The organism is Spirochaetota bacterium (genome assembly GCA_034190085.1).
Lineage (GTDB): Bacteria > Spirochaetota > UBA4802 > UBA4802 > JAFGDQ01 > JAXHTS01.
Genome location: JAXHTS010000064.1, coordinates 1 through 24,663 on the forward strand (window position 1 = coordinate 1; position 24,663 = coordinate 24,663).

24 protein-coding genes are annotated in these 24,663 nt (G+C 34.1%); 15 read left to right on the forward strand and 9 right to left on the reverse strand.

Annotated elements, in window-relative coordinates:
• Positions 1-123: 123 nt before the first annotated feature.
• On the forward strand, positions 124-408 hold the full coding sequence (locus SVZ03_12320) for a hypothetical protein (protein MDY6934990.1): 285 nt from the start codon (positions 124-126) through the stop codon (positions 406-408).
• A 333-nt stretch (positions 409-741) separates the two neighbouring features.
• On the opposite strand, the gene SVZ03_12325 is transcribed toward SVZ03_12320, so the two are convergent.
• Positions 742-891, reverse strand: a complete 150-nt coding sequence (locus SVZ03_12325; GenBank protein MDY6934991.1) for a hypothetical protein — start codon at positions 889-891, stop codon at positions 742-744.
• A gap of 90 nt (positions 892-981) precedes the next feature.
• On the opposite strand from SVZ03_12325, the gene SVZ03_12330 reads away from it, so the two are divergent.
• From SVZ03_12330 to SVZ03_12340, 3 genes are read left to right on the forward strand one after another with little or no spacing between them, the layout of a single operon-like run.
• Positions 982-2,910 (forward strand): serine protein kinase, encoded by a 1,929-nt coding sequence (locus tag SVZ03_12330; GenBank protein ID MDY6934992.1) that lies wholly within the window; start codon positions 982-984, stop codon positions 2,908-2,910.
• Between the two features lie 57 nt (positions 2,911-2,967).
• Entirely contained in the window at positions 2,968-4,149 is a 1,182-nt protein-coding gene (locus SVZ03_12335) for a DUF444 family protein (GenBank protein MDY6934993.1), read from the forward strand.
• A 15-nt stretch (positions 4,150-4,164) separates the two neighbouring features.
• Entirely contained in the window at positions 4,165-5,586 is a 1,422-nt protein-coding gene (locus tag SVZ03_12340; protein ID MDY6934994.1) for a SpoVR family protein, read from the forward strand.
• Positions 5,587-5,756: 170 nt separating this feature from the next.
• Here SVZ03_12340 and radA read toward each other — a convergent pair whose 3' ends face one another.
• Both radA and SVZ03_12350 read right to left on the reverse strand, forming a co-directional pair.
• Complete coding sequence (gene radA / locus SVZ03_12345) at positions 5,757-7,082, reverse strand: DNA repair protein RadA (protein ID MDY6934995.1); 1,326 nt, start codon at positions 7,080-7,082, stop codon at positions 5,757-5,759.
• Positions 7,083-7,110: 28 nt separating this feature from the next.
• On the reverse strand, positions 7,111-7,467 hold the full coding sequence (locus tag SVZ03_12350; protein MDY6934996.1) for a sulfite exporter TauE/SafE family protein: 357 nt from the start codon (positions 7,465-7,467) through the stop codon (positions 7,111-7,113).
• Between the two features lie 723 nt (positions 7,468-8,190).
• Between SVZ03_12350 and SVZ03_12355 the strand changes: the two genes are divergently transcribed.
• A complete protein-coding gene (locus tag SVZ03_12355) occupies positions 8,191-8,499 on the forward strand; it encodes a hypothetical protein (GenBank protein ID MDY6934997.1) in 309 nt (102 codons plus the stop codon).
• Positions 8,500-8,514: 15 nt separating this feature from the next.
• Complete coding sequence (locus tag SVZ03_12360; protein ID MDY6934998.1) at positions 8,515-10,617, forward strand: DUF4389 domain-containing protein; 2,103 nt, start codon at positions 8,515-8,517, stop codon at positions 10,615-10,617.
• A gap of 219 nt (positions 10,618-10,836) precedes the next feature.
• Here SVZ03_12360 and SVZ03_12365 read toward each other — a convergent pair whose 3' ends face one another.
• Together SVZ03_12365 and SVZ03_12370 are read right to left on the reverse strand one after the other, a co-directional pair.
• Positions 10,837-11,862 (reverse strand): hypothetical protein, encoded by a 1,026-nt coding sequence (locus SVZ03_12365; protein MDY6934999.1) that lies wholly within the window; start codon positions 11,860-11,862, stop codon positions 10,837-10,839.
• 333 nt (positions 11,863-12,195) lie between these two features.
• On the reverse strand, positions 12,196-13,092 hold the full coding sequence (locus SVZ03_12370; protein MDY6935000.1) for a hypothetical protein: 897 nt from the start codon (positions 13,090-13,092) through the stop codon (positions 12,196-12,198).
• Positions 13,093-13,681: 589 nt separating this feature from the next.
• Between SVZ03_12370 and lepB the strand changes: the two genes are divergently transcribed.
• Complete coding sequence (gene lepB / locus SVZ03_12375; GenBank protein ID MDY6935001.1) at positions 13,682-14,596, forward strand: signal peptidase I; 915 nt, start codon at positions 13,682-13,684, stop codon at positions 14,594-14,596.
• An 85-nt stretch (positions 14,597-14,681) separates the two neighbouring features.
• Here lepB and SVZ03_12380 read toward each other — a convergent pair whose 3' ends face one another.
• The 3 genes from SVZ03_12380 to SVZ03_12390 all read right to left on the reverse strand — a co-directional run bounded on the left by SVZ03_12380 (position 14,682) and on the right by SVZ03_12390 (position 17,730).
• The gene (locus tag SVZ03_12380; GenBank protein MDY6935002.1) at positions 14,682-15,377 is read right to left on the reverse strand and encodes an adenylate kinase; all 696 of its coding nucleotides are present in this window, start codon (positions 15,375-15,377) and stop codon (positions 14,682-14,684) included.
• A 58-nt stretch (positions 15,378-15,435) separates the two neighbouring features.
• A complete protein-coding gene (locus SVZ03_12385) occupies positions 15,436-17,001 on the reverse strand; it encodes a GMC family oxidoreductase (GenBank protein ID MDY6935003.1) in 1,566 nt (521 codons plus the stop codon).
• A gap of 231 nt (positions 17,002-17,232) precedes the next feature.
• The gene (locus tag SVZ03_12390) at positions 17,233-17,730 is read right to left on the reverse strand and encodes a metal-dependent hydrolase (GenBank protein ID MDY6935004.1); all 498 of its coding nucleotides are present in this window, start codon (positions 17,728-17,730) and stop codon (positions 17,233-17,235) included.
• Between the two features lie 55 nt (positions 17,731-17,785).
• Between SVZ03_12390 and SVZ03_12395 the strand changes: the two genes are divergently transcribed.
• Together SVZ03_12395 and SVZ03_12400 are read left to right on the forward strand one after the other, a co-directional pair.
• A complete protein-coding gene (locus SVZ03_12395; protein ID MDY6935005.1) occupies positions 17,786-17,998 on the forward strand; it encodes a hypothetical protein in 213 nt (70 codons plus the stop codon).
• A 358-nt stretch (positions 17,999-18,356) separates the two neighbouring features.
• Complete coding sequence (locus SVZ03_12400; protein ID MDY6935006.1) at positions 18,357-18,776, forward strand: hypothetical protein; 420 nt, start codon at positions 18,357-18,359, stop codon at positions 18,774-18,776.
• A gap of 4 nt (positions 18,777-18,780) precedes the next feature.
• On the opposite strand, the gene SVZ03_12405 is transcribed toward SVZ03_12400, so the two are convergent.
• Entirely contained in the window at positions 18,781-19,116 is a 336-nt protein-coding gene (locus SVZ03_12405) for a hypothetical protein (protein ID MDY6935007.1), read from the reverse strand.
• Positions 19,117-19,524: 408 nt separating this feature from the next.
• Here SVZ03_12405 and SVZ03_12410 point away from each other — a divergent pair, with 408 nt between their 5' ends.
• The 6 genes from SVZ03_12410 (at position 19,525) to SVZ03_12435 (ending at position 24,448) form a co-directional block, all read left to right on the forward strand.
• Positions 19,525-20,313, forward strand: a complete 789-nt coding sequence (locus SVZ03_12410) for an alpha/beta hydrolase (GenBank protein ID MDY6935008.1) — start codon at positions 19,525-19,527, stop codon at positions 20,311-20,313.
• A gap of 365 nt (positions 20,314-20,678) precedes the next feature.
• Positions 20,679-21,164 carry a HEAT repeat domain-containing protein gene (locus SVZ03_12415; protein MDY6935009.1) on the forward strand — a complete coding sequence of 162 codons (486 nt, stop codon included), beginning with the start codon at positions 20,679-20,681 and terminating at the stop codon, positions 21,162-21,164.
• Positions 21,165-21,459: 295 nt separating this feature from the next.
• A complete protein-coding gene (locus tag SVZ03_12420; protein ID MDY6935010.1) occupies positions 21,460-22,272 on the forward strand; it encodes a 3'-5' exonuclease in 813 nt (270 codons plus the stop codon).
• A gap of 212 nt (positions 22,273-22,484) precedes the next feature.
• A complete protein-coding gene (locus SVZ03_12425) occupies positions 22,485-23,171 on the forward strand; it encodes a LysE family transporter (GenBank protein ID MDY6935011.1) in 687 nt (228 codons plus the stop codon).
• A gap of 317 nt (positions 23,172-23,488) precedes the next feature.
• The gene (locus tag SVZ03_12430; GenBank protein ID MDY6935012.1) at positions 23,489-23,914 is read left to right on the forward strand and encodes a NifB/NifX family molybdenum-iron cluster-binding protein; all 426 of its coding nucleotides are present in this window, start codon (positions 23,489-23,491) and stop codon (positions 23,912-23,914) included.
• A 318-nt stretch (positions 23,915-24,232) separates the two neighbouring features.
• Positions 24,233-24,448, forward strand: coding sequence for a DUF5320 domain-containing protein (locus SVZ03_12435; GenBank protein ID MDY6935013.1), 216 nt, complete (start codon positions 24,233-24,235; stop codon positions 24,446-24,448).
• Positions 24,449-24,663: the final 215 nt, after the last annotated feature.

The following is a 24,663-nucleotide window of genomic DNA, read 5'->3' on the forward strand; positions in this document are numbered from 1 at the left end:
TTAGTTAAATTTTATAAATAATTCTATTCATTTTTATTTAACTGTGAGGGTTTTGCCAACTCTTCTTTTATGTCACCTGACATTATTATTAATAATGTTCATACAAAATTAATTTACACCCATATGTTCAATAGGGCCAAAGGCGAGGTTAAGGTTACTGCTGATAATCCGGTTGGGCCTACTTTTACTTATCCTGTCAATGCTACCTACAGTGGTGATATTGGGGAAGAATCCTATGGTGGATCTGGGATCAATATCACCTACATTGGAGGGAGCAGGCTGTCGTACAGCTTCAGTTCTTCAGGTATTATCAACAGCAATACTAATTATTATAATGATTTCTTTCACAATGGTTTGGTTATGAAGACATATACGGTAAGTGTTTCATATGATACAAATTTTCTGTAATGATTTGCAGAGTCTGTTATTACTTCATCTGAATAAATTTTATCATTTCTTATGTCAACCTTCCTATTTTTTACTTTCTTTTCTTCGAGCATCTGTTGCAAGCTGATAGCTGACTTAATCCTATCATACTAAGTGTTATACCACAGAACAAAAATAAGTTTGCATGAATCCCTTAATTTAATCTTTTGAATAAATACAAAATTGGATCACCTAAATAGCATTTATTTTTTTAAACAAAATATAATAAATGTTAATTTTAATAAACTGTAATTTTCTTGCTTTTTTTTATATTTAGTCCTAAAATAAGTATAGGAGGAATTTATATTTTTTGGCCTATCGCTTAACTTGACGCTTGAAACATCCAAAAGCTGTATAGTGCGAATAAATATAGTATTTTGCATACTTTGCCGTATTCTTGCTACCGATATAATCCAAGGTGGCAAAGGGTGATTGTTCTGTATAGATTTCAGAGTTTCTTCGCATTTTTTCTAATCTCCTTGAATCTACTATAAATACAGCTTTATACTTTTAAAAATCAATTATATTAAAAAGAATAGTGTGGAGGATAATAATATGAGTAAAGAACAATTTTCAGAAATTATATTAAAAGATAGAGAGGAACATAAAAAAGTTGTATTTGAAGGCACTTTTCTAGATTATATTGAGAAACTCGAAAAGGACACATCAATTCCAAAACTATCTCATGCAAGAATTTTTGAGATGTTAAATAGTAAAGGTGTCTCTACCATAGAGGAAAAGAATGATATCAGACTAATGAAACTCCATAAGAATAAGCAACTACCATTATTCAATTTTTTCATGGATGATTTTTATGGTCTTGAAGAAACCATAACGAACATCGTACGATATTTTCAATCGGCATCAATGAAGGCTGAACAGAGCCGTCAGGTTTTATATTTAATTGGGCCAGTAGGTTCGGGTAAGTCTTCAATTGTGGATAAGCTGAAGAAGGGACTTGAGGAGAGCAATCCTATCTTTGCCATAGAGGGTTGCCCTATGCATGAGGAACCACTTCATCTTGTCCCTTTACACCTTAGGAGTGAGTTTGAGTCTCGCTTAGGTGTAACAATTGAAGGAGATCTCTGCCCAATATGCAGATACCGATTAGATGATGAATTCAATAATGAATATGAGAGATTCCCAATACAATTAATTGAATTTTCAAAAAACTCAAAGATTGGTGTAGCCGAAGTACCTCCAGTAGATCCTAATAATCAGGACACATCTGTACTTATAGGATCAGAGGACATTTCAAAGCTAGATAAATACTCAGAAGATGATCCTCGTGTACTAACCCTTGGTGGAGCATTTAATAGAAGCAACAGGGGGATTATTGAATTTATTGAAGTATTTAAGAATGCAATTGAGTTTCTACACGTCATTATCACCGCTACTCAAGAAAAAAATATTCCGGCACCTGGCAAGCATGGAATGATATACTGGGATGGAGTGATTGTCGCGCATTCTAATGAAGCAGAGTGGAATAAGTTTAAATCAGACCACACAAATGAGGCGATCCTTGATAGGATTGTAGTAATTAAAGTGCCCTATGTCCTTTCCTTGAATGAGGAGATTAAGATATATCAAAAATTCATGCATAAGAGCGATTTCAAACCTCACATAGCCCCTCATACCCTAGAAATCGCTTCAAAGTTTGCCATTCTTACTCGATTAGAAAAAACAAATAAGTGTGACCTTCTTACTAAGCTTAAAATATATAATGGAGAGGAGATCATTGAAAAGGGAAAGACAAAGCATATAGATATTCATGAACTCAAGGAAGATTGTAAACGTGAAGGTCTCTTTGGATTATCTACTCGATTTATTATAAAAGCAATAAATAACGCACTTGCAGATAACATGATTTGCAATTGTATCAATCCAATAAATATTCGTGAATCCTTAGTAAAAATGGTTAAGGAATCAGATTTTTCTGATGATACGAAAAAGGAATACCTTGGTTTTTTGCATGATATTCTTCATAAGGATTATCTTGACATACTTGAGGATGAGATCGGCAAGGCCTTTGTCTATTCTTATCATGAGCAGGCAGAATCCCTCTTCCAGAGCTACCTAGACCATGCCCAGGCATGGGTCAATAAGGAAAAGATAAAGGATAGTGATACTGGTGAAGAGCTGGAAGCAGACGAAAATTTTTTGAAATCAATCGAAGAACAGATCGAGATTACAGGCAGCACAGCGGATGGATTCAGAAGGGATGTTATGGCATATCTATTAACCCTTTCACGAAGGAATGAAAAATTATCCTATAAATCCTATGAGCCGCTAAAAAAAGCAATCGAGAAAAAACTTACTATCTCCGTTAAGGATATTAGCCGAATAGTAACTACCTCCAAGACAAGAGATGAGGAGCAATTAAAGAAGTATAATGATATGGTTACAAATCTTATCAACAACGGCTATTGTGATCATTGTGTAAATGTAATTCTAAAATATGCAGCAAATCATCTATGGAAATAGAGGATATTGATGACTTGCTAACATATTCATTTAATATATGACCATGAGGTGGGAGCCATGCCATACTTATATCAATACGAAACAGGCATCAGCAAAGAAGGGAGAGGCGAGGGAGATAGAAGACGCCATCGTGAAAAAGTACGAGAAGCGATAAAGGGAAATATTGCAGACATTATATCTGACCAACCAATTGTCGGTCAACGCAAGGATAAAATTATTAAGATACCCATTAAAGGCATCAAAGAATATCAGTTTATCCGCGGAGACAATCAGGAAGGTGTGGGACAGGGGGATGGAACGGAAAATGAGGGAGATATCCTCAAAAAAGGAGATCCAAAACATCCTGGAAGACAACCAGGTGCTGGTGCGGGAGAGGAAGAAGGGATTGATTACTATGAAACTGATGTCACATTGGAAGAGCTTATCAATATTATGTTTGAAGACCTCGGTCTTCCAAATTTAGAAGAAAAAAAAATCAGGGAGATTGAGAGCAGCAGCAAATTCAAATATAATGGAATAAGGCACCAAGGAATACGCCCACGCTTGGATAAGAAGCGAACACTAAAAGAGAAGGTTAAAAGAAAAGTTGCCTCAAAGAAATCTGGATCTACTACAAATCATAACGATGAAGAGGGATTCTCATTCAGAGAACAGGATTTGCGCTATCATCACGTTGATGAACAGAAGACCTATGAATCGAACGCTGTAGTGATCTGCATTATGGACACATCTGGCAGCATGGATGAGACCAAGAAATATCTGGCCAGAAGCTTTTATTTTCTCCTTTACAACTTCGTGCGCTTAGAATATCGCAATGTTGAAATCGTCTTCATCTCTCATCATACAGCCGCACAAGAGGTAGATGAGAATTCCTTCTTTCACAAGGGTGAGAGCGGCGGTACCTTTATCTCTTCTGGATATTATAAAGCGCTAGAAATAATTGAAAAAAGATATAATCCTGAACTATGGAATATCTATGCTTTTCATTGTTCTGATGGGGATAACTGGGGTAATGATAATACAAAAGCTATAAACTCAGCCCGTGAACTTCTTGATAAATGCAACCTATTGGGTTATGTTGAAATAAAACCATTTTTACCCTATTTTCCTGTATATTCAACTATAAAAAAAATATACGAAGAGGAATTATCACGATATAAAAACTTCTGTATAGTGGACATTCCTAATAAAGAATCACTTTGGCCATCGTTTAAACGTTTTTTCCAAAAATCTGCATGATTGAGAGGTAATCTGATGTCACGCAATTGGACAAATAAAGAGCTTGAAGATTGGGGGAAGAGTATTGAGGAAAAGGTTGAAGAAATTGGATTGAACTGCTATCCCCAGGATTTTATTATTGCAGATCACTACGATATGTTGACATACATGACCTTTAACGGGATGCCGACTATCTACCCTCACTGGTCATGGGGTAAGCACTATGAGATTACAAAGACCTTGTATGATTATGGGATTACAGGATTACCATATGAGTTGGTGATAAACAGCAACCCCTGCATCGCCTATTTAATGAAAGACAACACCCTTCTATTACAGATTCTAACCATGGCTCATGTATATGCCCATAACGATTTCTTCCGAAATAATTTCATCTACAAATCCACTGTCCCATCTGATGTTGTCTCAATGTTCAACCGTCATGCCAACCGAATACAAAAATATATTGAAGATCCTAGTATTGGAGTTGGGGCTGTTGAAAAATGTATCGATTCACTCCATTCCATAAGGTATAATTGCTCAAGACTGCCTGAAATAAAAGAAGAAACCCATGATAAGCAAATTGAGAAAAAGACAAAAAAACCACAAATAACCGACGATCCCTTTGCAGATATTCACACAAAGGAAGAGAAGGCGGAGTTGCCTGATATGAAAAAGGTACCCATTGAGCCTATTGAAGATATAATGATCTTTATAAGAGATCACAATCCCTATCTCTCAGAATGGGAAAAGGATATATTTACAATTGTTCGTGAAACCACCAACTACTTTCTCCCTAATATTCATACTAAAATAATGAATGAGGGGTGGGCAAGTTTATGGCATAAAAGAATTATAGATGAGCTTGATCTTTCTCAGGAATTGTATCAGGAATTCCTTGTGCAACACAACAGGGTAGTAAGCCCCGTTCCAGGCAGAATAAACCCATACTATATTGGCATAAAAATATGGGAGGATATCTTTAAAAGATGGGATAACCCGTCTAACGATGAAAAGGATCAGTATAAAATTGACGGGAATGGGGGATTAGACAAAATCTTTGAGGTTCGAGAATGTGATCGGGATGCTTCATTTATTCGACGATTCCTTACTGATGAGCTGATTCGTGAATTATTGCTTTTTACTCATAAAAAGAATGATCAGGAGGATGTGGTTATTACTAAAGTGGCTGATGAGAACAGCTGTGAGCACATTCGAAATTCACTTATCAAAAGTACAGGTCTTGAGTCTTACCCAGTGATCAAGATCGAAGATGCCAACTTTTGGGGCACGCGTACACTTTTCCTGAAACATTATCCTATAGATGAGGGCGAGGAACTAGACATGGATTTTGCTCAAAGAACATTAGATCATATAGCCTATCTATGGCAGGGTATGACAATACTTGAAACATCTGTGAAGAATGAAAAGAGGATAATCCAAAGCAAGAAAGAATAACACATATAAATGGCATTGAAGCTATACGTACCCTCGAATCCTATCCTACAAGAATTTTATCACAATCAGTATAACACTCAACCCTAGGGATATCATACTAGTCAATTATAGATAAAGGCAAATCATCCACCAATTACTGCTTGACTGAACTCTATCATTTCACCAAATTCTCAAAACAAATACTCCATAACCTCTGAAATATTTCTTACACCTATTATTTCCCCATTATAATCATTTATCCCGTCTTTCGAATCCTTTATTGAAAGTACTATTCTTCGAAAGCCCGATCTCTGTAATTCCTGTATTCTTCTCAAACATTGTGATACAGGACGTACCTCACCTGAAAGGGATATCTCGCCTAAGAATCCTGTCATAGGTGGTATTGGCTCTTCTTTCAAGCTCGAAGCAATAGACATGGCTACAGCAAGATCAGCAGATGTCTCATTGATGTGATATCCTCCAGCTACATTAACAAATACATCGAAGGATGAAAGCTTCAAAAAACCATGCTTCTCCAAAACCGCAACGATAAGGATCAACCTGTTAAAATCAAATCCATCAGACATTCGTCTCGGATTTGAATAATTAGTGAAAGCGACTAACGATTGGACCTCAAAGAGTATAGTCCTGCTTCCCTCCAGGGCAACAGATATGGCGTTACCCTGAGAGTTGGATGTATAGGAATTCAGAAATATGCTATTCTTATCACTAACCTCCGTTAATCCCTTATCAGTCATCCTGAATAATCCAATCTCATTAACTGAACCAAATCTATTCTTAAAGGCCCTTAACATTCTAAAGTCCTTGGAAAAATCTCCTTCAAAATACAGCACCGTGTCAACAAGATGCTCCAAGACCTTGGGACCAGCTATACTACCCTCCTTTGTGATATGTCCAATTAGAATAATGGGTATATTAGTTTTTTTTGTAATCTCAACTAATCTTGAGGTTGATTCTTTTATCTGGCCAACTGAGCCAATAGGTCCAGGAACCTCTATACTGCAAAGTGTTTGAATAGAGTCAATGATGACGCATTCAGTACCTTCCGACATTATCAGGTTTGAGATATCTTCTACTACAGTAGTAGATGTCACCTTAATCTTTTCAATATTTAATTTAAGTCTTTCAGCCCTATAGCGTAATTGCACCGGCGACTCTTCTCCAGAAATATATAGCGTATTGATGAAATGAGCTATCTGGAGCGCAAGTGTAGATTTGCCAACACCTGGCTCTCCCCCAATAAGAATTGTTGAACCAGGCACAATTCCACCTCCACATACTAAATCAAATTCATCGATTCCGGTTTTAATCCTGCTTATATCATTATAATCAATCGATGAAAGTGGAATCACCTCTGCCTTTACTTGATTTTTTGGAGTCTTTGGATCGATCTCAACTATTGTGTTCCACTCATTACAACTAGGGCATCGTCCAAACCATTTAGATAATTCAAATCCACAGGATACACAGAGAAAGGCTTTAGTTTTTTTTGCCATATTATTACCTGAAATCCAATTATTGTCGCTATTTACCAATGATCATATTAATTGAGATTAGAAGAATAAGCACTCCGAAAATCCTTCTCAGAAGAATATCATCGATAGGCAATGCACATTTAGCGCCGACATAACCACCAAATATGAATCCCAATGCAATAAATAATGCTACAGGAATGTTTACATAACCACTATTATAATATTCATATGCTGCAAGTATTCCAATTGGGGGAATCATTGCCGCAAGGGTTGTACCCTGTGAAAGATGTTGATTAAATTTTAGGATGAACGAAAGAGCAGGTATCATAATCACCCCTCCCCCTATTCCGACAAATCCGCTTAAAGTACCAGCAATAATACCAATTAAAACAGCTATAAGAAACATTTTCCCTCCTAAATAATGAATAAATATGAATCTTTCAGAGACAAAGGTGAAGAGTTCTGCTGAAACTCTTATTATAAATGACTTGGATTCCTTGTCTGTCAAGCCCTTATAGTGTAACTTATAAAACTATTAGTACTACTAAAATTTTAACGAACAGCAAGTGTAAATACCTGCCTTATTGGTTAGCAAAATAGACAGGGTATTATCATCGCAATAATGATTTTCTTTCCTTTATGTAAGATAACAAAAAGTAATAAAAAAAGTATATAGTTTTTCCGTAAATAAATAACAGGGGGTTGATTATATGAAGATAATAGGAACAGAAACCATTGAACTTGACTGATTGCGTTATTATAAAATAATCCTGAGTAAAAATTAATTTTTTGCATTGAAATTTTATTATTATAAATATATAAATGCAAATAATAGATGCACTTTTTCCCAACTTGTATTATAATTTAATTGTTATTCACCAAATTTTCAAATTCTAGATAAGAATGTAAGAAAAATATATAAGATATATAGATATATTATTCGCTTTTCTCATTGATTAAGGGATTGGTTGTTGTTTTTATATTAAAAAACTGTTTTTTCATGTATGGAAGTTTTTCTCTTTTTAGGAATTGTAAACAATTATATAGTATTTACCAAGATTCAGCTAGAATGTTTTTATTTGAACAGTATTAAATAATATATAATAATGAAAACTATTTGAGGAAATATATGAACAATGAGTATATGCCCGAGAATAATCTCGTGATTCTACTTTTATTAATACTATTAACAGCAGGACTCTACTATTTCTGGTGGCTTGCAAGGGCAAGTAAAATATTTAATGATGACCCAGCTATGAACATTTTGCTTGTTATCCTTACTATTGGAATTTGGGGTCTGTATATAAATCTGAAATATATGCAGAAATCTGAAGAAATTAATGGAAGGGATATGAAATGGTATTTATTCTTGTTTTTGCCAATATCCTTTTTAATTATACAACATAATATTAACGAAAGATATTTCCCAGGCAAATAGGAGCATATTGAAAAGATGCTAGTAAAATGTACAAATTGTGATACTTCATATTCAGTTAATGATGAGAAGGTAAGAAATAAGAAGTTTAGCTTTTCATGTCCCAATTGTGCAACAAATGTTATTATTGATAATAGAGAAGAGAAAGAGCCTACAAGAGATCCAATTGAAGGGGCTAACATTTCTGAACCTCCCTTATCAGAAGAGCAACAACAAGAAGAGCCTCTCATAGAGGAAGGGATAATAGATAACAAGGCTAGTACTGATACTACAACAGCAATAGAGGAACCTGAAACTCAAGAATTAATCGAAGGGGAAGAGGAGTTAGATCTCTCTGACATTGAAAGTGAGTCTTTAGTGGAGGAAGGACAAGAAGAAGAACTAAACCTTGAAGATATGTCACTCGATGAAGAAGTAAGATCAGAAGATATTCTATCAGGTATAGACGCTAATGATAGCGAAAAAGCAATAGTTAGTGAAGGAAATTTAGAGGAGTCTGTTATATCTAATATTGATAATGAGATTACTGATTCAACTGAAGCTGGAACAGAGTCGGAATTAGAATTAAATAAAATGGTGGAGACTACAGAGACCATTCTCATTGAGGAATCTGATGATACATCTTACATTAGAGCAGAGAGTCAGGACCTACCTCTTGACAATGAGGATGATTTCAGACCAATAGAAGTTGAGACAAACGATTCTGAATTCAACCTAGAAGAACCCATAATAGATGTTGAGAAAGTTTCATTACATGAGGATGGACATGTAGAAGTAGTCATGGATAAAATCTATCCTCACTCGAACGAACTTACTGAAAAGATTAATCAGGTAGCTGATGATGTACAAGAAGAGGAGATGAAAACTGAGGATATCTTTTCCAAAGAAGACGGAGATGTAGATGAGAGTATTACTATTGATCTTGATTCTCTTGATATTCAATTTGATGATAAAGAGACAAATGGAATAACAGAGTTAGGAACATCTAAAGATGGTTCGACATCAGATGTTCAAGATGAAGATCATCAAATATCATCACAGGAGGAGGATTTAGATATCACGATAGATCTTGACTCTCTTGATCTGCCCTTAGAAGAGGTAGAAGAGGTAGAAGAGGTAAAAAGGGGTGACTTTATTGATGAAGAGGATAAAATTACAGTAGAGGATACTGGCACAACAATGGAAGATCTGATTGCTAATGAAGAAAAGCCTCTTGTCATTGAAAGCAGTGTTGAAGATGAGATTAAATTAAAAATTGATGAAGTAGCGCCGGAGATAGATGTAAATGGATATACAGGAAAGTCTGAAGGTGTCTTGGAGATAAAATCTGAAGGGATTAAATCAAAAGATAATGATTTTGATGATATCGATCTTGAAAACATAATAATTGATGATATAGATACAGAGTCAGAATCATCACTAAAGGTAGCAGATGAGTTACCTGATGTAGAAACTTCACGGGATTTTGTAAAATATAAAGCGGAGTTGGATAAATTTGAGAAAGAGACTTCAGATACAGTTCCGGGAGGAGCTGTAATCTTTTCAATTGATTACTCCTTAAAGTACTCTTCATTAGGTGCGCTTGCAAGACTGTTGATTTTATATCTTATAAGGCTTCTTCCTCATCTACTTGTCATACTAGTCTATCTTATCCTATCAGTTATTTTAGGTCTTATAAACTCGATTGTGATTCTATTTACAGGAGAATCCGTTGAAGATTTTCAAGAGATACAGGAAAATACTATTAGATATATCACCTCTATAGCCGCTTGTGCAATGGATGTAGTTGAAGAGGTACCAAAATTCGCCGGAAAGAAGGATATCGATTATTCCCTTCAGTACAGCATAATTTACCCTATTAAATCCTCTAGGATCCTTTCAATTCTAAGGTTATCTGTAGCAGGCATTATCTTAATTACATTGCCACACATATTACTACTAACCTTGCTTACTGTTGGTAGCATATTGGTTTGTCTTGTGGGAATGATCTCAATTATAGTTATAAAGAGATGGCCTAATGCCTTATTTACTTTTATGGTTCATTATTTTAAATATCTTGTGAGTGTCATCTCATTTCTATTTGGAGTAGTAGACAGATATCCATCCTTCAAATTTGAATAATTTACCTTATACCTATACAAATCATACATATATGGGTAAAAAAGCATATCTAATCCCTAATTAATATAACTAAATTTTCATTTTTATACATCTCATTTTAGCGCATCGGAATTTTGAAAAACTTCACAGATGTGATTTTTCAAAATTGACCTTACTACGCACCAAAATAATCCACAGATGGGTTGTTTTATAACTATTATAATTAATAATGAATGACTCTCAGATGCAGATGTATTTATCTCGAAGTTGAAGTGAGAGTTGTTTAACCAAAGAAAATGCTTTCTCAACGGTTTTCTCACCATCTGGATTGATTAAACAGCATGTGGCAGGTGAAAGCAGGCTTTTTGAAATAAGAAATTGACGGTCAATTCCTACCTGATCTAAATTATTCCATATGTCAGTAATTTTTTTTTCAAGGGAGTCTATCCCTTCCCTCTCAAATGGTTCAATATTTGTTGGCACGATTCCCCATGAGATGATACCCCCTCTATCAAGAAATCTCTTTATGGATGGAGCATATTGAACGAATACCTCTGAATTTGTATAGACATCCAGTGAAAGGATATCAAGATCAAGTCTTAGTAAAAAATCCCAGTCTGGATTACCACAGAGATGAATACCGCGAGGACGCTCTATGGAACATAGAAATGCTTCAATATCATCATGCGCCTTGATATCATTATAACCAGACATGGCGTTGAAAATAAACTGCAAACCCGGCTCATCAATATACATAAATGCATTGGCATTCTTTTTCTTAAGGCGATTTAGTTGAGCGTTTATGCGCTTAGACATGATCTCAAGCATGATTGGACGTATGGTATCGTCGTACAGAATTGGACGATTATCTTGATCAAGGACATTGAATCCAAAGCTTATAGGCCCTTCAAGCTGTCCTCTGATTGCAGGTCTATCTGAGAGATCGAGTTCAAGAAATCTATGATAGACAGATGAGTACTCCTTGCTGATATCAAAGTATTCTGTTTCATCATAATGAGCGAAAGTCTCCTCATACTCTTCTATAAATTTATCCATAGAAAAACATATGCTACGCTTCTGAATATCAATCATTATGCCTGGGAAGTGTTCAGATGCCTGTACATACATGTCTTCATAATAGCTTAGATGAGGAAGTTGAGGCCAAAAGGGTATATCCATAATAAGGGCGAGCTCTAGAGCCTGTTCAATATCCCGATGTGGCATTACTGCCATTGCAGTTGTGAGCAAATTCCCAGGTATTGTCATTATCTCATTACCTATTATTCGAAATATATATTCTCAATTCATGCATAGAAATAAATTCTGAATATTTGTTAACACTGTATATGATAGAATCATTGTACACAATAACAAATCAATAGAATAAATGGTTAAACTGAAAAAAATGGCTTTGCCAATATTTAAGCAAAATCACAACTACCATCCATCATGATAAATCCATATGTCTAATCACCTATATAAACAGCGAGAGGGGGGTCAAGCCTCCCTCTCGCTGTTAAATACAATCCTATTCTTGATCAATACATTCTTTTTTATTATTATTCCTTAAGAATGTATTTAAAAGAACTAGTGTTATAATTAATCACATAGCTCCATAGCTCCCGCTATTTCAGAGCCATCAACTCGAATTGCATTAACATAGCTGTCATCCTCATCAGAATTAATAGTTATGTCATCCCCTACAAGCGTTATTGTACCATTCTTTACATATGGTATTTCATCAATTGTAATGTTGACAGTGATTTGCTCTTCATCAACCATGTAAGTGCCGTCGTCTTGTGGACAATACCAGACTCCAGCAAGAGGATCATACAATCCCTGGCATGTGCCGTTTATATTATTCACGACATTTTTCGTATACCCTCGAATTATTCCATCATTCATAAATTCTGCATATAGATCACTGATGATCTGGGTGTCAGCATTTTCGTCATAATCACAATCAAATGTAAAGGGTAAAGGTAACAGATATAGATGATCCTCTGGCGCATCATATGCCTCAGTGATCTTCCATACTCCCAATAAAGCATTTGTCATATCGCACATCACGTCTATTGCTGCCTCTGTGTCAAAATCCATTAGCAACTCTGCCCTCATAGAGAGATCAATGTCTGTTCTGCGCAGTTCAAGCACATTTACAGTCCTTGAAACCGTGTAGACTTCTCCCAAATCAGTCATGGTTAATTCATCTCCTTCCACTGTATAAGCGCTGTCTTCATCTGTACAATGGAGAAGATCTCCCGCTACTTCCTGAATGTAGGTACTGGAACTACCTCCCAACAAAAAGAGTACGCGCGACTCAATGTCATCATTTGGGAAATTGGTTGTCACTCCATCCTCAATCATAATTTTGATACTCCAAATCCCTTCTACATCCACATCCTCATCCTCACTACATCCAGCCACGTTGAAAACCAGAGACAAAGCGATCATTAGTCCCAAGAATGAACCCCAAAACCCTTTAAAATTAGTCATAAAAAACCTCCATTTAATTGATTTATTATTTTATTGAGAATTTTATTGGCATTCGCCGATATTAATTCTCAAAAATCATTCATAATAACTTAATTTCAAGTATATTGTCAACAAAAAAATGAAAAAAAATTATTTTTCTAATTTTTTTTAAAGGTACACCTTAATTTGCGAGCAAATCATATCAATTTATCCCTTTGATAAGATTATGATCAAAAAAATCCTATAATAATATATTATCCCCTAATACTTCCTAGCTATCTTTATAAGATTTACAATGGGGTGATTGTAAAATCAAGTATAACATTGTAAAAATTCATAGACGAAATCCTTAATGCTATTGTAAATTTGCAGCATAATAACATATAGTTAGGCTTATTATCTATTTATTAATCCCCTTTTTTATAATGCATTCTCAATCAATATGAGCATAATAAATATAAACGAAAAACAATTAAATAATAAATTGCTTCATCAACTAAGCTTCTTATTCTATTTAATTTTTGACAGCTACTTGTACATTAGAAGTGAAAAAATGAAAATTGAAGCGCTCTGTAATAATCCAATAAGATTACTATTAAAATAGAATACCATGAAAAACAGGATTGTCAGATCAGAGAGTGTTTTGCAAAAAAATCCAATAACTGCATTCCTCTTATCTTTCTTTTTCACAGGCCTTGGTCAAATATACAATGGAGATTTGTCTAAGTGTATCGTTTTCTTTGGATTGAAGACCCTAACACTACTAATCATTCCCCTTTATGTAATCCATAAAAGCGCTGATTCGAATATTTCATTTTTTGTTTTCACCAGCATTTTACATCTCGCTATCATTTTCATCTCTCCCCTTGAAGCGATGTATAAAGCCAGGAAGGAGAGATCATTCAATTTCAAGGGATATAATTCTTTATTATTCTATTTCATATATGCTGTACTACACACAGGAATAATATTAATATCTTTTTTTATTGTATCCTTCTATTTTAATATCAATAAGATAAAAGCGAATCTCATGAATCCTACCTTACATGAGGGAGAGTATGTACTGATTAATAAATATGAAGAAAATAATTATGGTGTTGGGAATGTCATTAAATACACCTACAAAGGACAACAGAGGATTGGAAGGATATTAGCAAAAGAGGGTGAACAGGTATATTATAAAGGGAATATATTCTATATCAAAGGGAAAACTCCAAAATTAAATATAATGAGTGAAAGCCAACTGAAAGTGATAGGATTAGACAATAGAGAGGATCTATTTATCGAGTCAATCTCTGGGATACAATACCCCGTTCAGATAACCCTTTCTAAATCAGCGTCCAATTCGAGAAGGGGTAGATCAATTATCATTGAAAATAATATGTTTTTCATAACCTTTGACAACCGAAGAAAAAATATTAAATATGAGTTAATTGAGAAGAAGATAATTGAAGGCAAGGTTGAGGGTATTATATATAGTAGTAAAATTAAGAGGATATTGTTAAAGCCATATGTAATGAACTGATTTTTATAAATCTTAAATTATTCTATAAGAGATGATGACTTATCAGTCTCCTAAATCAGTAAATTGACGAGACTATAGATAATACCTATTCCAGCCTGGAAAGTAGTTTTTCACTCACCTCTTTAACATCGGGTCTGCCATCAACTTCTATTATTATTGGAATCCCATTATTCTTATTCGATAAATCTTTAAAAAATTGCATAGCTGCTAGGGTACCCTTATCTTCATCATAATAAATATTGTGCCGCTTATTTATAGCTGCTTCATCCTGATCATCCGACCTGACTGAAATATTGGCTCCACACACTCTGCATACATCCTTATCACCATTGGCCCTTGCAGGTTTAATATTATCTATATATATGTTGTTGGGATGATTGCCATCCTTTTCGCATATTCGTCTACCCATAATACGCTTCTTAGCTATCTCTCTATCCAATACAATTTCAATTACATAATCCAGCCTAATTCCTTCTTCCTCGAGTGCAATGCTTAAAGATTGTGCCTGAGCCCTGTTTCTTGGAAAACCGTCTAAAAGCCATCCATCTTTACAGTCACCCTCTTTGAGTCTGTCGAGTATCATCGGTATAGTGATCTCATCTGGGACTAAATCACCATTATTAATAAATTGTTTTGCCTTTCTACCCAATTCAGTTCCATTTTTAATATTCTCTCTGAAAATAACGCCTGATTCAACATGAACAATACTATACTTCTTTTGTATAATAGCCCCTTGAGTCCCCTTCCCGCTTCCATTAGGACCAAAAATAAGAATATTCATCTAATTCTCCTGATACTAGTATTCGAAATATAAGGATAATCTATAATTCGCCCTCAAGTTATATATTACTGAGTATATCCGACACCCTTAGGGAATTAGCAGCAATAGTTAAACTTGGATTCACTGATCCGCCAGAGGGCATAAAGCTTGCATCAAGCACGTATAAATTTTTTACCCCCCATACTCTACATTCAGGATCTAAGACTGAAGTTGCACTACTCTCTCCAAATCTGCAGGTACCAAGTGCATGAGAGAAGGTTTCTATTGGTGCTATGTAGTACAAATGGCTACCTGCCCTTTTCAATATCTTTTTTGCTACTCTATAAAGGGCATTAATCGCATCAAAATCCCTTTTGTTATATCTATGATATACCCTTAATGTTGGCATTCCAAAAATATCACGATTCTTCCAATCAACAAATACCCTATTCCTATAGTGTGGTATATCCTCAGCTATACATAATTGATTTATTGAATAGTCCGATAAGAATGCTCCGATATTCCTTAACCCCCATGGGGCATTTGTCTTAATATAACCTTTACCTACGCATGAAACATCCTGAATAATTCCCCAATTACCAGGAGGCCAAGACTTCCTCTTTTTTATGTCACCATAATAAAAATCTGAAATAGCAATCTGCTTTTGAAATTTTTTTTCAGGATTTGTTTTAAAAGGGAATACACCACATACTACACCAGAGATATGACGCATTAATGATCTACCGATAAAGGATCCGCCATTATATATAGTGTCAATTCCTGAGGTGAGCAGCAGATGAGGTGTTGAGAGTGCCCCACATGCGACGATTAGAACCTTCGTATTTACTGTTTTTCTTTCACCACTAGCCTGATCCACAAGATCAACAGAAACAACCTTGCCATTTGAAAGATTGATTTTCACAACTCGAGTATTTGAAATAATTCTTGCACCATGTTTCATTGCATAGGGCAATACAGAAACGGAAAGATCATTCTTTGCCTCAATTTTACAAAGGTAATGATCACAGGTACCACAAAGAATGCACTTCGCTTTGCCATTATTATTCGAAAAATTGATTGCTAATGGGATATGAAAGGGGTGTAGACCGATGTCTAATGCTGCATCCTTTATTTTTTGTGATGGCAAAGAAAGTGTCTTTGGGGGTGTTTGCGGATAATCACTCTCTCTTTGGGGTTCGGTGATATCCTCACCCATTACACCAGCAACATTCTGTAATGCCTCTGCTTCATCGTAATAGGGCGAGAGGGCTTGATAATTGAAAGGCCATGTAAATCGCCTTTCCTTCTGATCAGAATTTTGACGTGGAGGTCCTTCGAAATCGCTTTCCCTCAATCTGAATGCCGCAGCACCATAAAAGGTCGACATTCCTCCAACTGTGTCATCAGGCCACTCCAGATCTTTTCGTCGCCACTTCTGATTTACAATCGTTGGTGTCAATCCCCTATATATAGGATCATCAATATGCAGTTTTCTTTCATCCCAGCAGGTATCATCCCTTTGAACCCATCTACCTCGTTCAACAACAAGTACCTCTTTCCCAGCTTTTGAGAGGTTATAAGCTGCGAAAGCCCCCCCAAAACCGCTTCCAACTACTATATATTCATAACTATCATTCAATTTCATCTCAAATTGCCTTTTAGCTCATATGTATTAGTATCTTCCGCTTAGCATGTGCCTTTCAACAATAGAGATATTATTCTTCCACTAAATATTAAGAAATGAAAAAACTTATAACCTTATTTCACTCATTGAGTAATAATAAACTAACATGCTAGAGCTTAAATATGGGAGACATAAGTATTTATTGTATAGTTTTTGCTTGAATTATTATGATGCTTTGCTATTGAAAATAATTTAAACAAATGGCCAAACAGCCTCCTGATAAGCACGAATAAAGAGAAAAAGAAAGGCCCCTCCCTCTAATATCCATGGCCAAGCCTGAATGTAGCTGCCTTTCATTGTCTCCCATCCAAAATATCCTGAATCAGCCCAAAGCCTAATAGAAAATCTTCTGTCATTCAATGGCAACAATAAAGGCAATCCAACTGTACTGGGCAAATCTGATATATAATGGAAAATTAAGCTTATAATAGCCAGTATTGCCCATGAAATATTAAAGGGCACAAGCAACAAACCTACTATCAATATGAAGAGCAGAGAGTGTGACCAAGTACAATGAAATGAAGGCTTCGCTATTTTGAGCCAGATGGGAATAACATCAAAATTTGGTAACCAATGAGCTACCATCACTAACGCAATACTCTCGAAGGAGAATGCGTCTATCTCACCACCAGTCAATTCTGGAGAATAGGAAGAAATCGCTAAAGCCACTGCTATATGTCCAGCTTGCATTTATTTATCCTCATAAAAGTTGATTTTACTTAGTTTTTGAGTGGTTTCTCTGGCTATGGGATCAAAGAGCAATGCAATTCCCAATGATATGAACAATGAAAGAAAATATAAAACGACAGCATCTTTAATAGTAAAGGGACGGGAGGGTATTTCAAAAATTAATATTATTATTATTGATAAAATTCCTGCTAAAACAAGCGCTATAAGTGGAGTCCTCTTTAACATATTTCTTTTCTTGATAAACACAAAGTACATTATCGTAATTTAATAATAACAGAGCATAACTATTCACAATGAAGCAATAATAAATCAACAAATTTTTTATTTTCATTTAAGAAAACTGAGTATCATGTGAAAAATAAAAACATAGTAGGATATTCCGCGTCGGTGACCGGGACAACTTTCAACAAAGTAAGATGTTGCCAATGTAACAAACTTTTTTATTTATTATTTAACTAATAAAACTTTAGTCACTCAATTTAATCATCTTTTCTCCGAAAATAATATTATAACATAATAATTATAAGAGGTATAGTAAATACTTATATATGGCTGTAGGTTGAAGTCACAATAGACTAATTCACTTATTTATACAACAAAATAATATATTATATAAGGGATTATGGATGCAAGAATTACACAATAATATTGAAAAATCAACCAGAAAAATATTCCGAATATTTTTCGGAAGCAAATTGTATAAGAAAAAAAAATGGGAATCCTTAAGCAATGACCTACTAGGTGTGGATCTATATTTAAACTATAATGGCAACAAAAGGCTATATCTTTATCTGGAAGATGAAACAATAAACTCTATAATGGATAGCCTATTGATAGATAAAGATATCCAACCCAGTGATAAAGTAGCTTCAGATATAATTAGAGAAATGGCGTGTTTAATAACAGGAAATGCTGTAGAGGATGAATGTGAGGAACTAAGAATATCCACTCCTAGTAGATTTCAAAATATTAAACCTATTAATGAAAATACTCTGAACTTCTCATCAAAATTAGGCAACCTTTCAATCGGAATTGAAGATATCTAATCAATCAATGAAGACTTCTCTCATCTTTGCTATTTTCTTGTAGAACCCTATTCAAATTCTGGATAGTTAAAACTGCACAATTAAAAAGGCAACCAGTAATCAAAAATTTTGAGAGATTTTCATTATCCTTTGACATTTGAAATATCTGATGAGTAACATAGATACAATTATCCATTATCTCCTTCAATAAAAGATCATTTTCATTTTGATCAAAATCTGTTTTCAGGAGATTTTTAATTTTTATTTGAGATTCATGTATGATTGAATCTATAAGATTATAGAAAAAAACATCAAAATCCTTATTATACTCTACTTCAATTCCACTCTTTAGTTTTATCATTATTATGTGCGGTTATTTAGGATTATTCCTAATTAGCATTACATGCTTCAAGATTATCCCTATAAAAATAGATATAATAACCTGTGATAATATTCAGTCTCTTTGACAAATGAAAGTATTTTGAGGATAATCGAACTAAGCTCATCAATGGATGAGCAATTTTATACACTATTTGTATTTTTTTTAACTTGACCTATGAAAATATATAATTATTGTTTTTGCATATTGTCAAATGTTATTTTCTAAACTTTGATATTACTGAATAGAGTTGATCAACATAATGAAAACTCTAATTACATCTAATCAGAAAAGAATATAACCACTTTCAAATCTCCAAAAGCAAATTTGGAGGAGTCAAGTAATAGCAGTTTTTACTCAATCTCAAATTGTTTTAAGGGTGATGCATAGATGAAAAGTGACTTCTCGTTCTTTGATCAACCGGAGATATTACAGTCCATCTTCTTTCCAAGAAAAGACTTCATAAACCCTGATTCTTCAGAGGGACAAACCTACTTCATCCAGGTTGAAGATAAAATTAAGATTAGCTGTCGATATTGGGTAGAAGGTAAAGATTCACCCTCCATTCTTTACTTTCATGGCAATGGAGAGACTACAGGAGATTATGAGTCAATTGCTAAGCTCTACAAAAAAATTGGGATTAATCTATTTGTTGCTGACTTTCGTGGATATGGTCTTAGCAATGGAGAACCGACATTTAGCAGTATGATTAAAGATGCCCATATAATTTTTAGAGAGTTCAAGACTATAATAAAGGAAGGGGGTTATAAGGAAAATATTTTTCTTATGGGCAGGTCACTTGGTAGCATTTCAGCAATTGAGCTTGCTTACCATTATCAGGAGAGTATCTGTGGTCTTATTATTGAAAGCGGATTCTCGGGATGTAGCCTTATCCCCAGATTCCAAACCATGAACAATGATTTCAATTTAAGGGAGAAGAATGGGATACTGGGTGGTAGAAAAATTCAATCGATTCGAATTCCTACCTTAATCATACATGCAGAATATGATTCAATTCTGCCAGTAATTGAAGGGATAGATCTATACAAGAATTCAGGCGCTGAGGATAAGGATATCCTTATTATACCTAAAGCTGACCATAACAATCTAATGTTAGTGGGACAAGAGATATATTTTAAAAAAATTGAGGAGTTTATAAAGATATCCAATATTACCTAGAGAAGTGAGTTTATTTTCAATAACTAATATGCTATACTCTGATAATTCCTAATCCATCAGCTTGAAAATATGCATCATTGACACTTCCAACAATAATTGATAATCAATAAACAATAAGTTACTCACTATCCCTTCAGGTTTAGAGGAGAGGAATAATAAATTGTGAATTAGGATAATAACTATACCATATGAATACATTTGGCTTGATAAAATATTTGACAGAATTATATTTTTATGAAAACATACCCCTAAAGTAGATGTTGATATTTATTAAAGAGGTGAATCCATTTCCCTTTCATTATACTTATGCTGAAGAAAATATATTATTTATCAATTAAATCTCCTAATAAATAATGAGGTATATTATGAAAAAACCCCTGTTAGCAATACTTTCAATCTCTCTTGTAATGACAATTGTATATGCAGATGACGCTCAAAAAAAGGCTGTAAATGATCAAGAGAAGTCTAAATCCGCAAAGGAGTATATTGAAGACCTTTCCAGCGATAATGAGGAGACTGTTATTACAGCCGTTGACTGGATAGGGAAGGAAAAGGAAAAGGGTGCTGTTACTAAATTGACCGACCTTTTAAAAAGTGACAAAAGGGTCAAGGTTAGGCTTTATGCAGCGATTGCTTTAGGATTAATTGGTGAAGATGGATATATTGACTCCCTTAATGAAGCTTTCTTGAATGATAGTAGTGCAGATGTAAGATATTCAGCACTTCTTGCAATACATAGAATTGGATCTATGAAGTCTTTGGATGCATTAAAAAAGGCAAAGGAGAGTGAATCCGATCCATTTATCAAAGACTATATTGAGAAGATGGAATCTAAGGTTAAAAAGAAATAGGCTAAATTGTACCTTTTTTCATTCATGAACTGATGAGGTACACTCAATAAATGATAGTTATACTAATGGATATTATAATATTACTATATCTACTTATTTCAAAGTCATATATTCCCAGCCTATAATTTTTCCTCATTATTAAAGTGGATTCGGAAAAGATGTATTTATACTTTTCGATGAAGGGAATCCGAATCCTGCTTAAATAATAATTAATTTATCAAAACATAAAACAAAGATGCAATCTTTTACAAATACTAACTAAATTTTCATAAGCTCTTTATTAAGGATTACACTTTTGGGACATGAAGATGTAAAATATCTCGTTTTTGATATTGAATCAATTCCTGATTCAAAATTAATTAAGATGGTCAAATATCCTGATCTAGATATTGATGAGATATCTGCAGTAAGAAGATATCAGGAGGAGATATTAAACACATCAGGTGGGTCCACTTTTTTTATACCTGTTACCTTTCAATATCCCATCTCAATTTGTGTAGCCAAGGTAAGGGAGGACTTCAGTCTCATTGAAATGATATCCCTTGATGAACCAGCATTCAGGCCTAAGGAGATGGTCAGATTGTATTGGCAGGCTGTAGAAGAATTCTATACTAATGCTTCACTGGTTACCTTTAATGGTCGCGGTTTTGATATACCACTTCTTGAGTTGATGGCCTTTAGATATGGATATACTGCTCGTAGGCATTTTAGAGATAAATATGCCTCAAGATACAGATTTGGGACAAAACATATTGATTTGCATGATTGGTTATCCAATTATAATGCAATCAGGATGGCTGGAGGATTGAATCTTCTTGCTAAGGTGTTGGGAAAACCTGGGAAGATGGATGCACATGGAGAAGATGTATACGACATGTTTCTTGAAGGGAAAATGGAGGAAATAAACAATTATTGTTTTCATGATGTATTGGATACATATTTCGTTTTTCTAAGATCAAGGGTTATGTTTGGAGAAATAACAATTGAAAGAGAACAGGAATTAGTTAAATCAACTCGAGAGCACCTCTCAAACAACGTTGATAAAATACCTGCCTTCGAAATGTATTTGAAGAATTGGGGAAACTGGGCTCCATGGCCTGAAGAATAATCTCTTAAAAATTTATCATTGTAATACTATATATACACAAAGTAGTATTTCACAAAATAGAATTAGGAATTCATTAATAATTATATAAAAGGTTAAATAGTTATTTTTATTCTTCCCATTTTAACCTTATATATTATCTTTGCCCAAATATGAATAATTTTATCAATCATCTGGATTAAATTGATTAATTCAATAAAGGTAACCAACATAAAATGGAATCAATAATTGATTTGAGAATATTTATTCTCATTAGTTTTGGCCTAATTTTAGGATTTTTATCCGCCATACCCGTTGGCGCTGTTCAACTCGATGTTGCGAAAAAAGCAATCAATGGACACCTCTCTCCTGCCATTGCTACAGTATTTGGATCTGTAACATCTGATTTTATATATGGTACATTAACACTCTTTGGAATAGGCCATTTCCTATTCCATAAGGAATCCCAAATAATAATTTACATTATCGGCATTTCAGTTCTGCTTTTCCTCTTCTTTCGTTCATTTCAGGAATATCGTTTCGGGGTACATAATGTGGATAATTCAATTGTATTTCGAAAGAGACAATCCTTTTTAACAGGCTTTACAATTGCAATTACTAACCCTGGAATAATAATCTGGTGGATAGTTGGATATAAATTACTATTAGACTTTTCAATTTACAATGAGATATCATCCCCTATGAAAATTATATTTATTCTATCCGGTTGCATCGGTTTAGGGGGATATCTAATATTAATAGCCTCTCTTCTTCATAGAATCCAAAAATCATTTTCTGATAATTTCATTCATAAAATGAACTTAATCCTATTATTTTTATTAACCCTACTAATTGTATACTTCGCATTAAGGATAATCGCTATTGCCTTTAACTATAACTCTAATATTCCCTTTTTTGAATGAACTGAACTAATAGTCAATTTATATCCTAAATGAAGGATATCCCTTTGCATATAGATGATAATCAATTCATATATTGCAATACGCATTATACTTCTATGCTTATAAATTGCATTTTGCAATCAATCTGTTAATTCATACCATAATTTTACCCCATTAGGTTATTGATTCCAAGAGTATGTGGATTCATGAGGGGAAAATGCCACACTAATTAGTAAAACATGACTTCACATGCTTCGTATGCTATTGGAAGACCTTCCTTAATGAACAAAAAATCAAGATAGTCAATACTTGGCATGATTAATGCATATTAAAATAACATGAAAATTGAGAAGACAGCATTTCCAGTATACAAAGACAGGATATCCCCCCTATTTGATGTATCTGACATATTTTTCATAGTGGATATTATAAATGAGAGTATAGGCAGGAAACATATTTATGATATTTCAAATGTAACAGGGATTAAAAAGATCGATAGGCTTGAAGAATTGGGAGTCAGCATAGTAATTTGCAGCGCTATAAGTAAAATTTTTGCTGATTCATTATTAAGCAGGGGAATTGACCTTATACCAGGGATTATTGGTAAAGTAAATGACGTTGTTCATGCTTATCTGAATAATTGTGTAATGGCTGATGCATATATTATGCCAGGATGTAAATGGAGGAGGAGATACAAGGGAGGACAAGGGTTTGATAATAATGGATTCTTTTGCAGCTCCATGAAATGGAATAAATTGCTATAGTCATATAAATACATAACCTAAAGGGAAGGTAATTATAAAATTTTTTGTTGACGGAACTAAGGGTATAAGTGGAGAACTTGGTATAGATTCACTTCTAAGGATCCTTCAATGATATAACCATGATCTGAGATTCTAAAGGAGCAAGTGAGTCAAGATCTAAATATTTATTGATGACTGTGTATCTGTTGCATTAAGAAAGTGTGAGAGTGAATTCATTAAGAATAATCATTTAATGAAACAATATTAAATCTCCTTACAACCATTAATAGCATCATTGCAAGTTCATCTTTGTTTAATTAAAATTAGGAGGTGAAAATTATGCCAAGAGGGGATAGGACTGGTCCTTCTGGTCAAGGTTCAAGAACTGGGGAAAAAAATGGTTATTGTAGTGGTAATGATAAACCAGGTTTTATAAATTCTGAGGGAACCTGTTTGACAGGACACCAGATGAGAGGACATTTCAATCATTGTGTTAGGCAAAATAGCAATAAAGGTAAGTGTTCAAAAAAAGAATTAAAGAAAAATGAAAAATGAACATATAGCAACCTTTATTATTATGATAATTACAAGTTAATATGCATTAATTTCTGCTGAAGTGTAGAAATAAAGACACCTACTAAAGAAGTCAGAAGATGAAGTAGTTGTTAGCATATTTTAACTAATCAACAATAATTCAGGCAAGAATTACATTAAAGGACAAATCAAATAATCTGGAGAAAAAGCATAACAATTGGCTCTATTATTGCTCA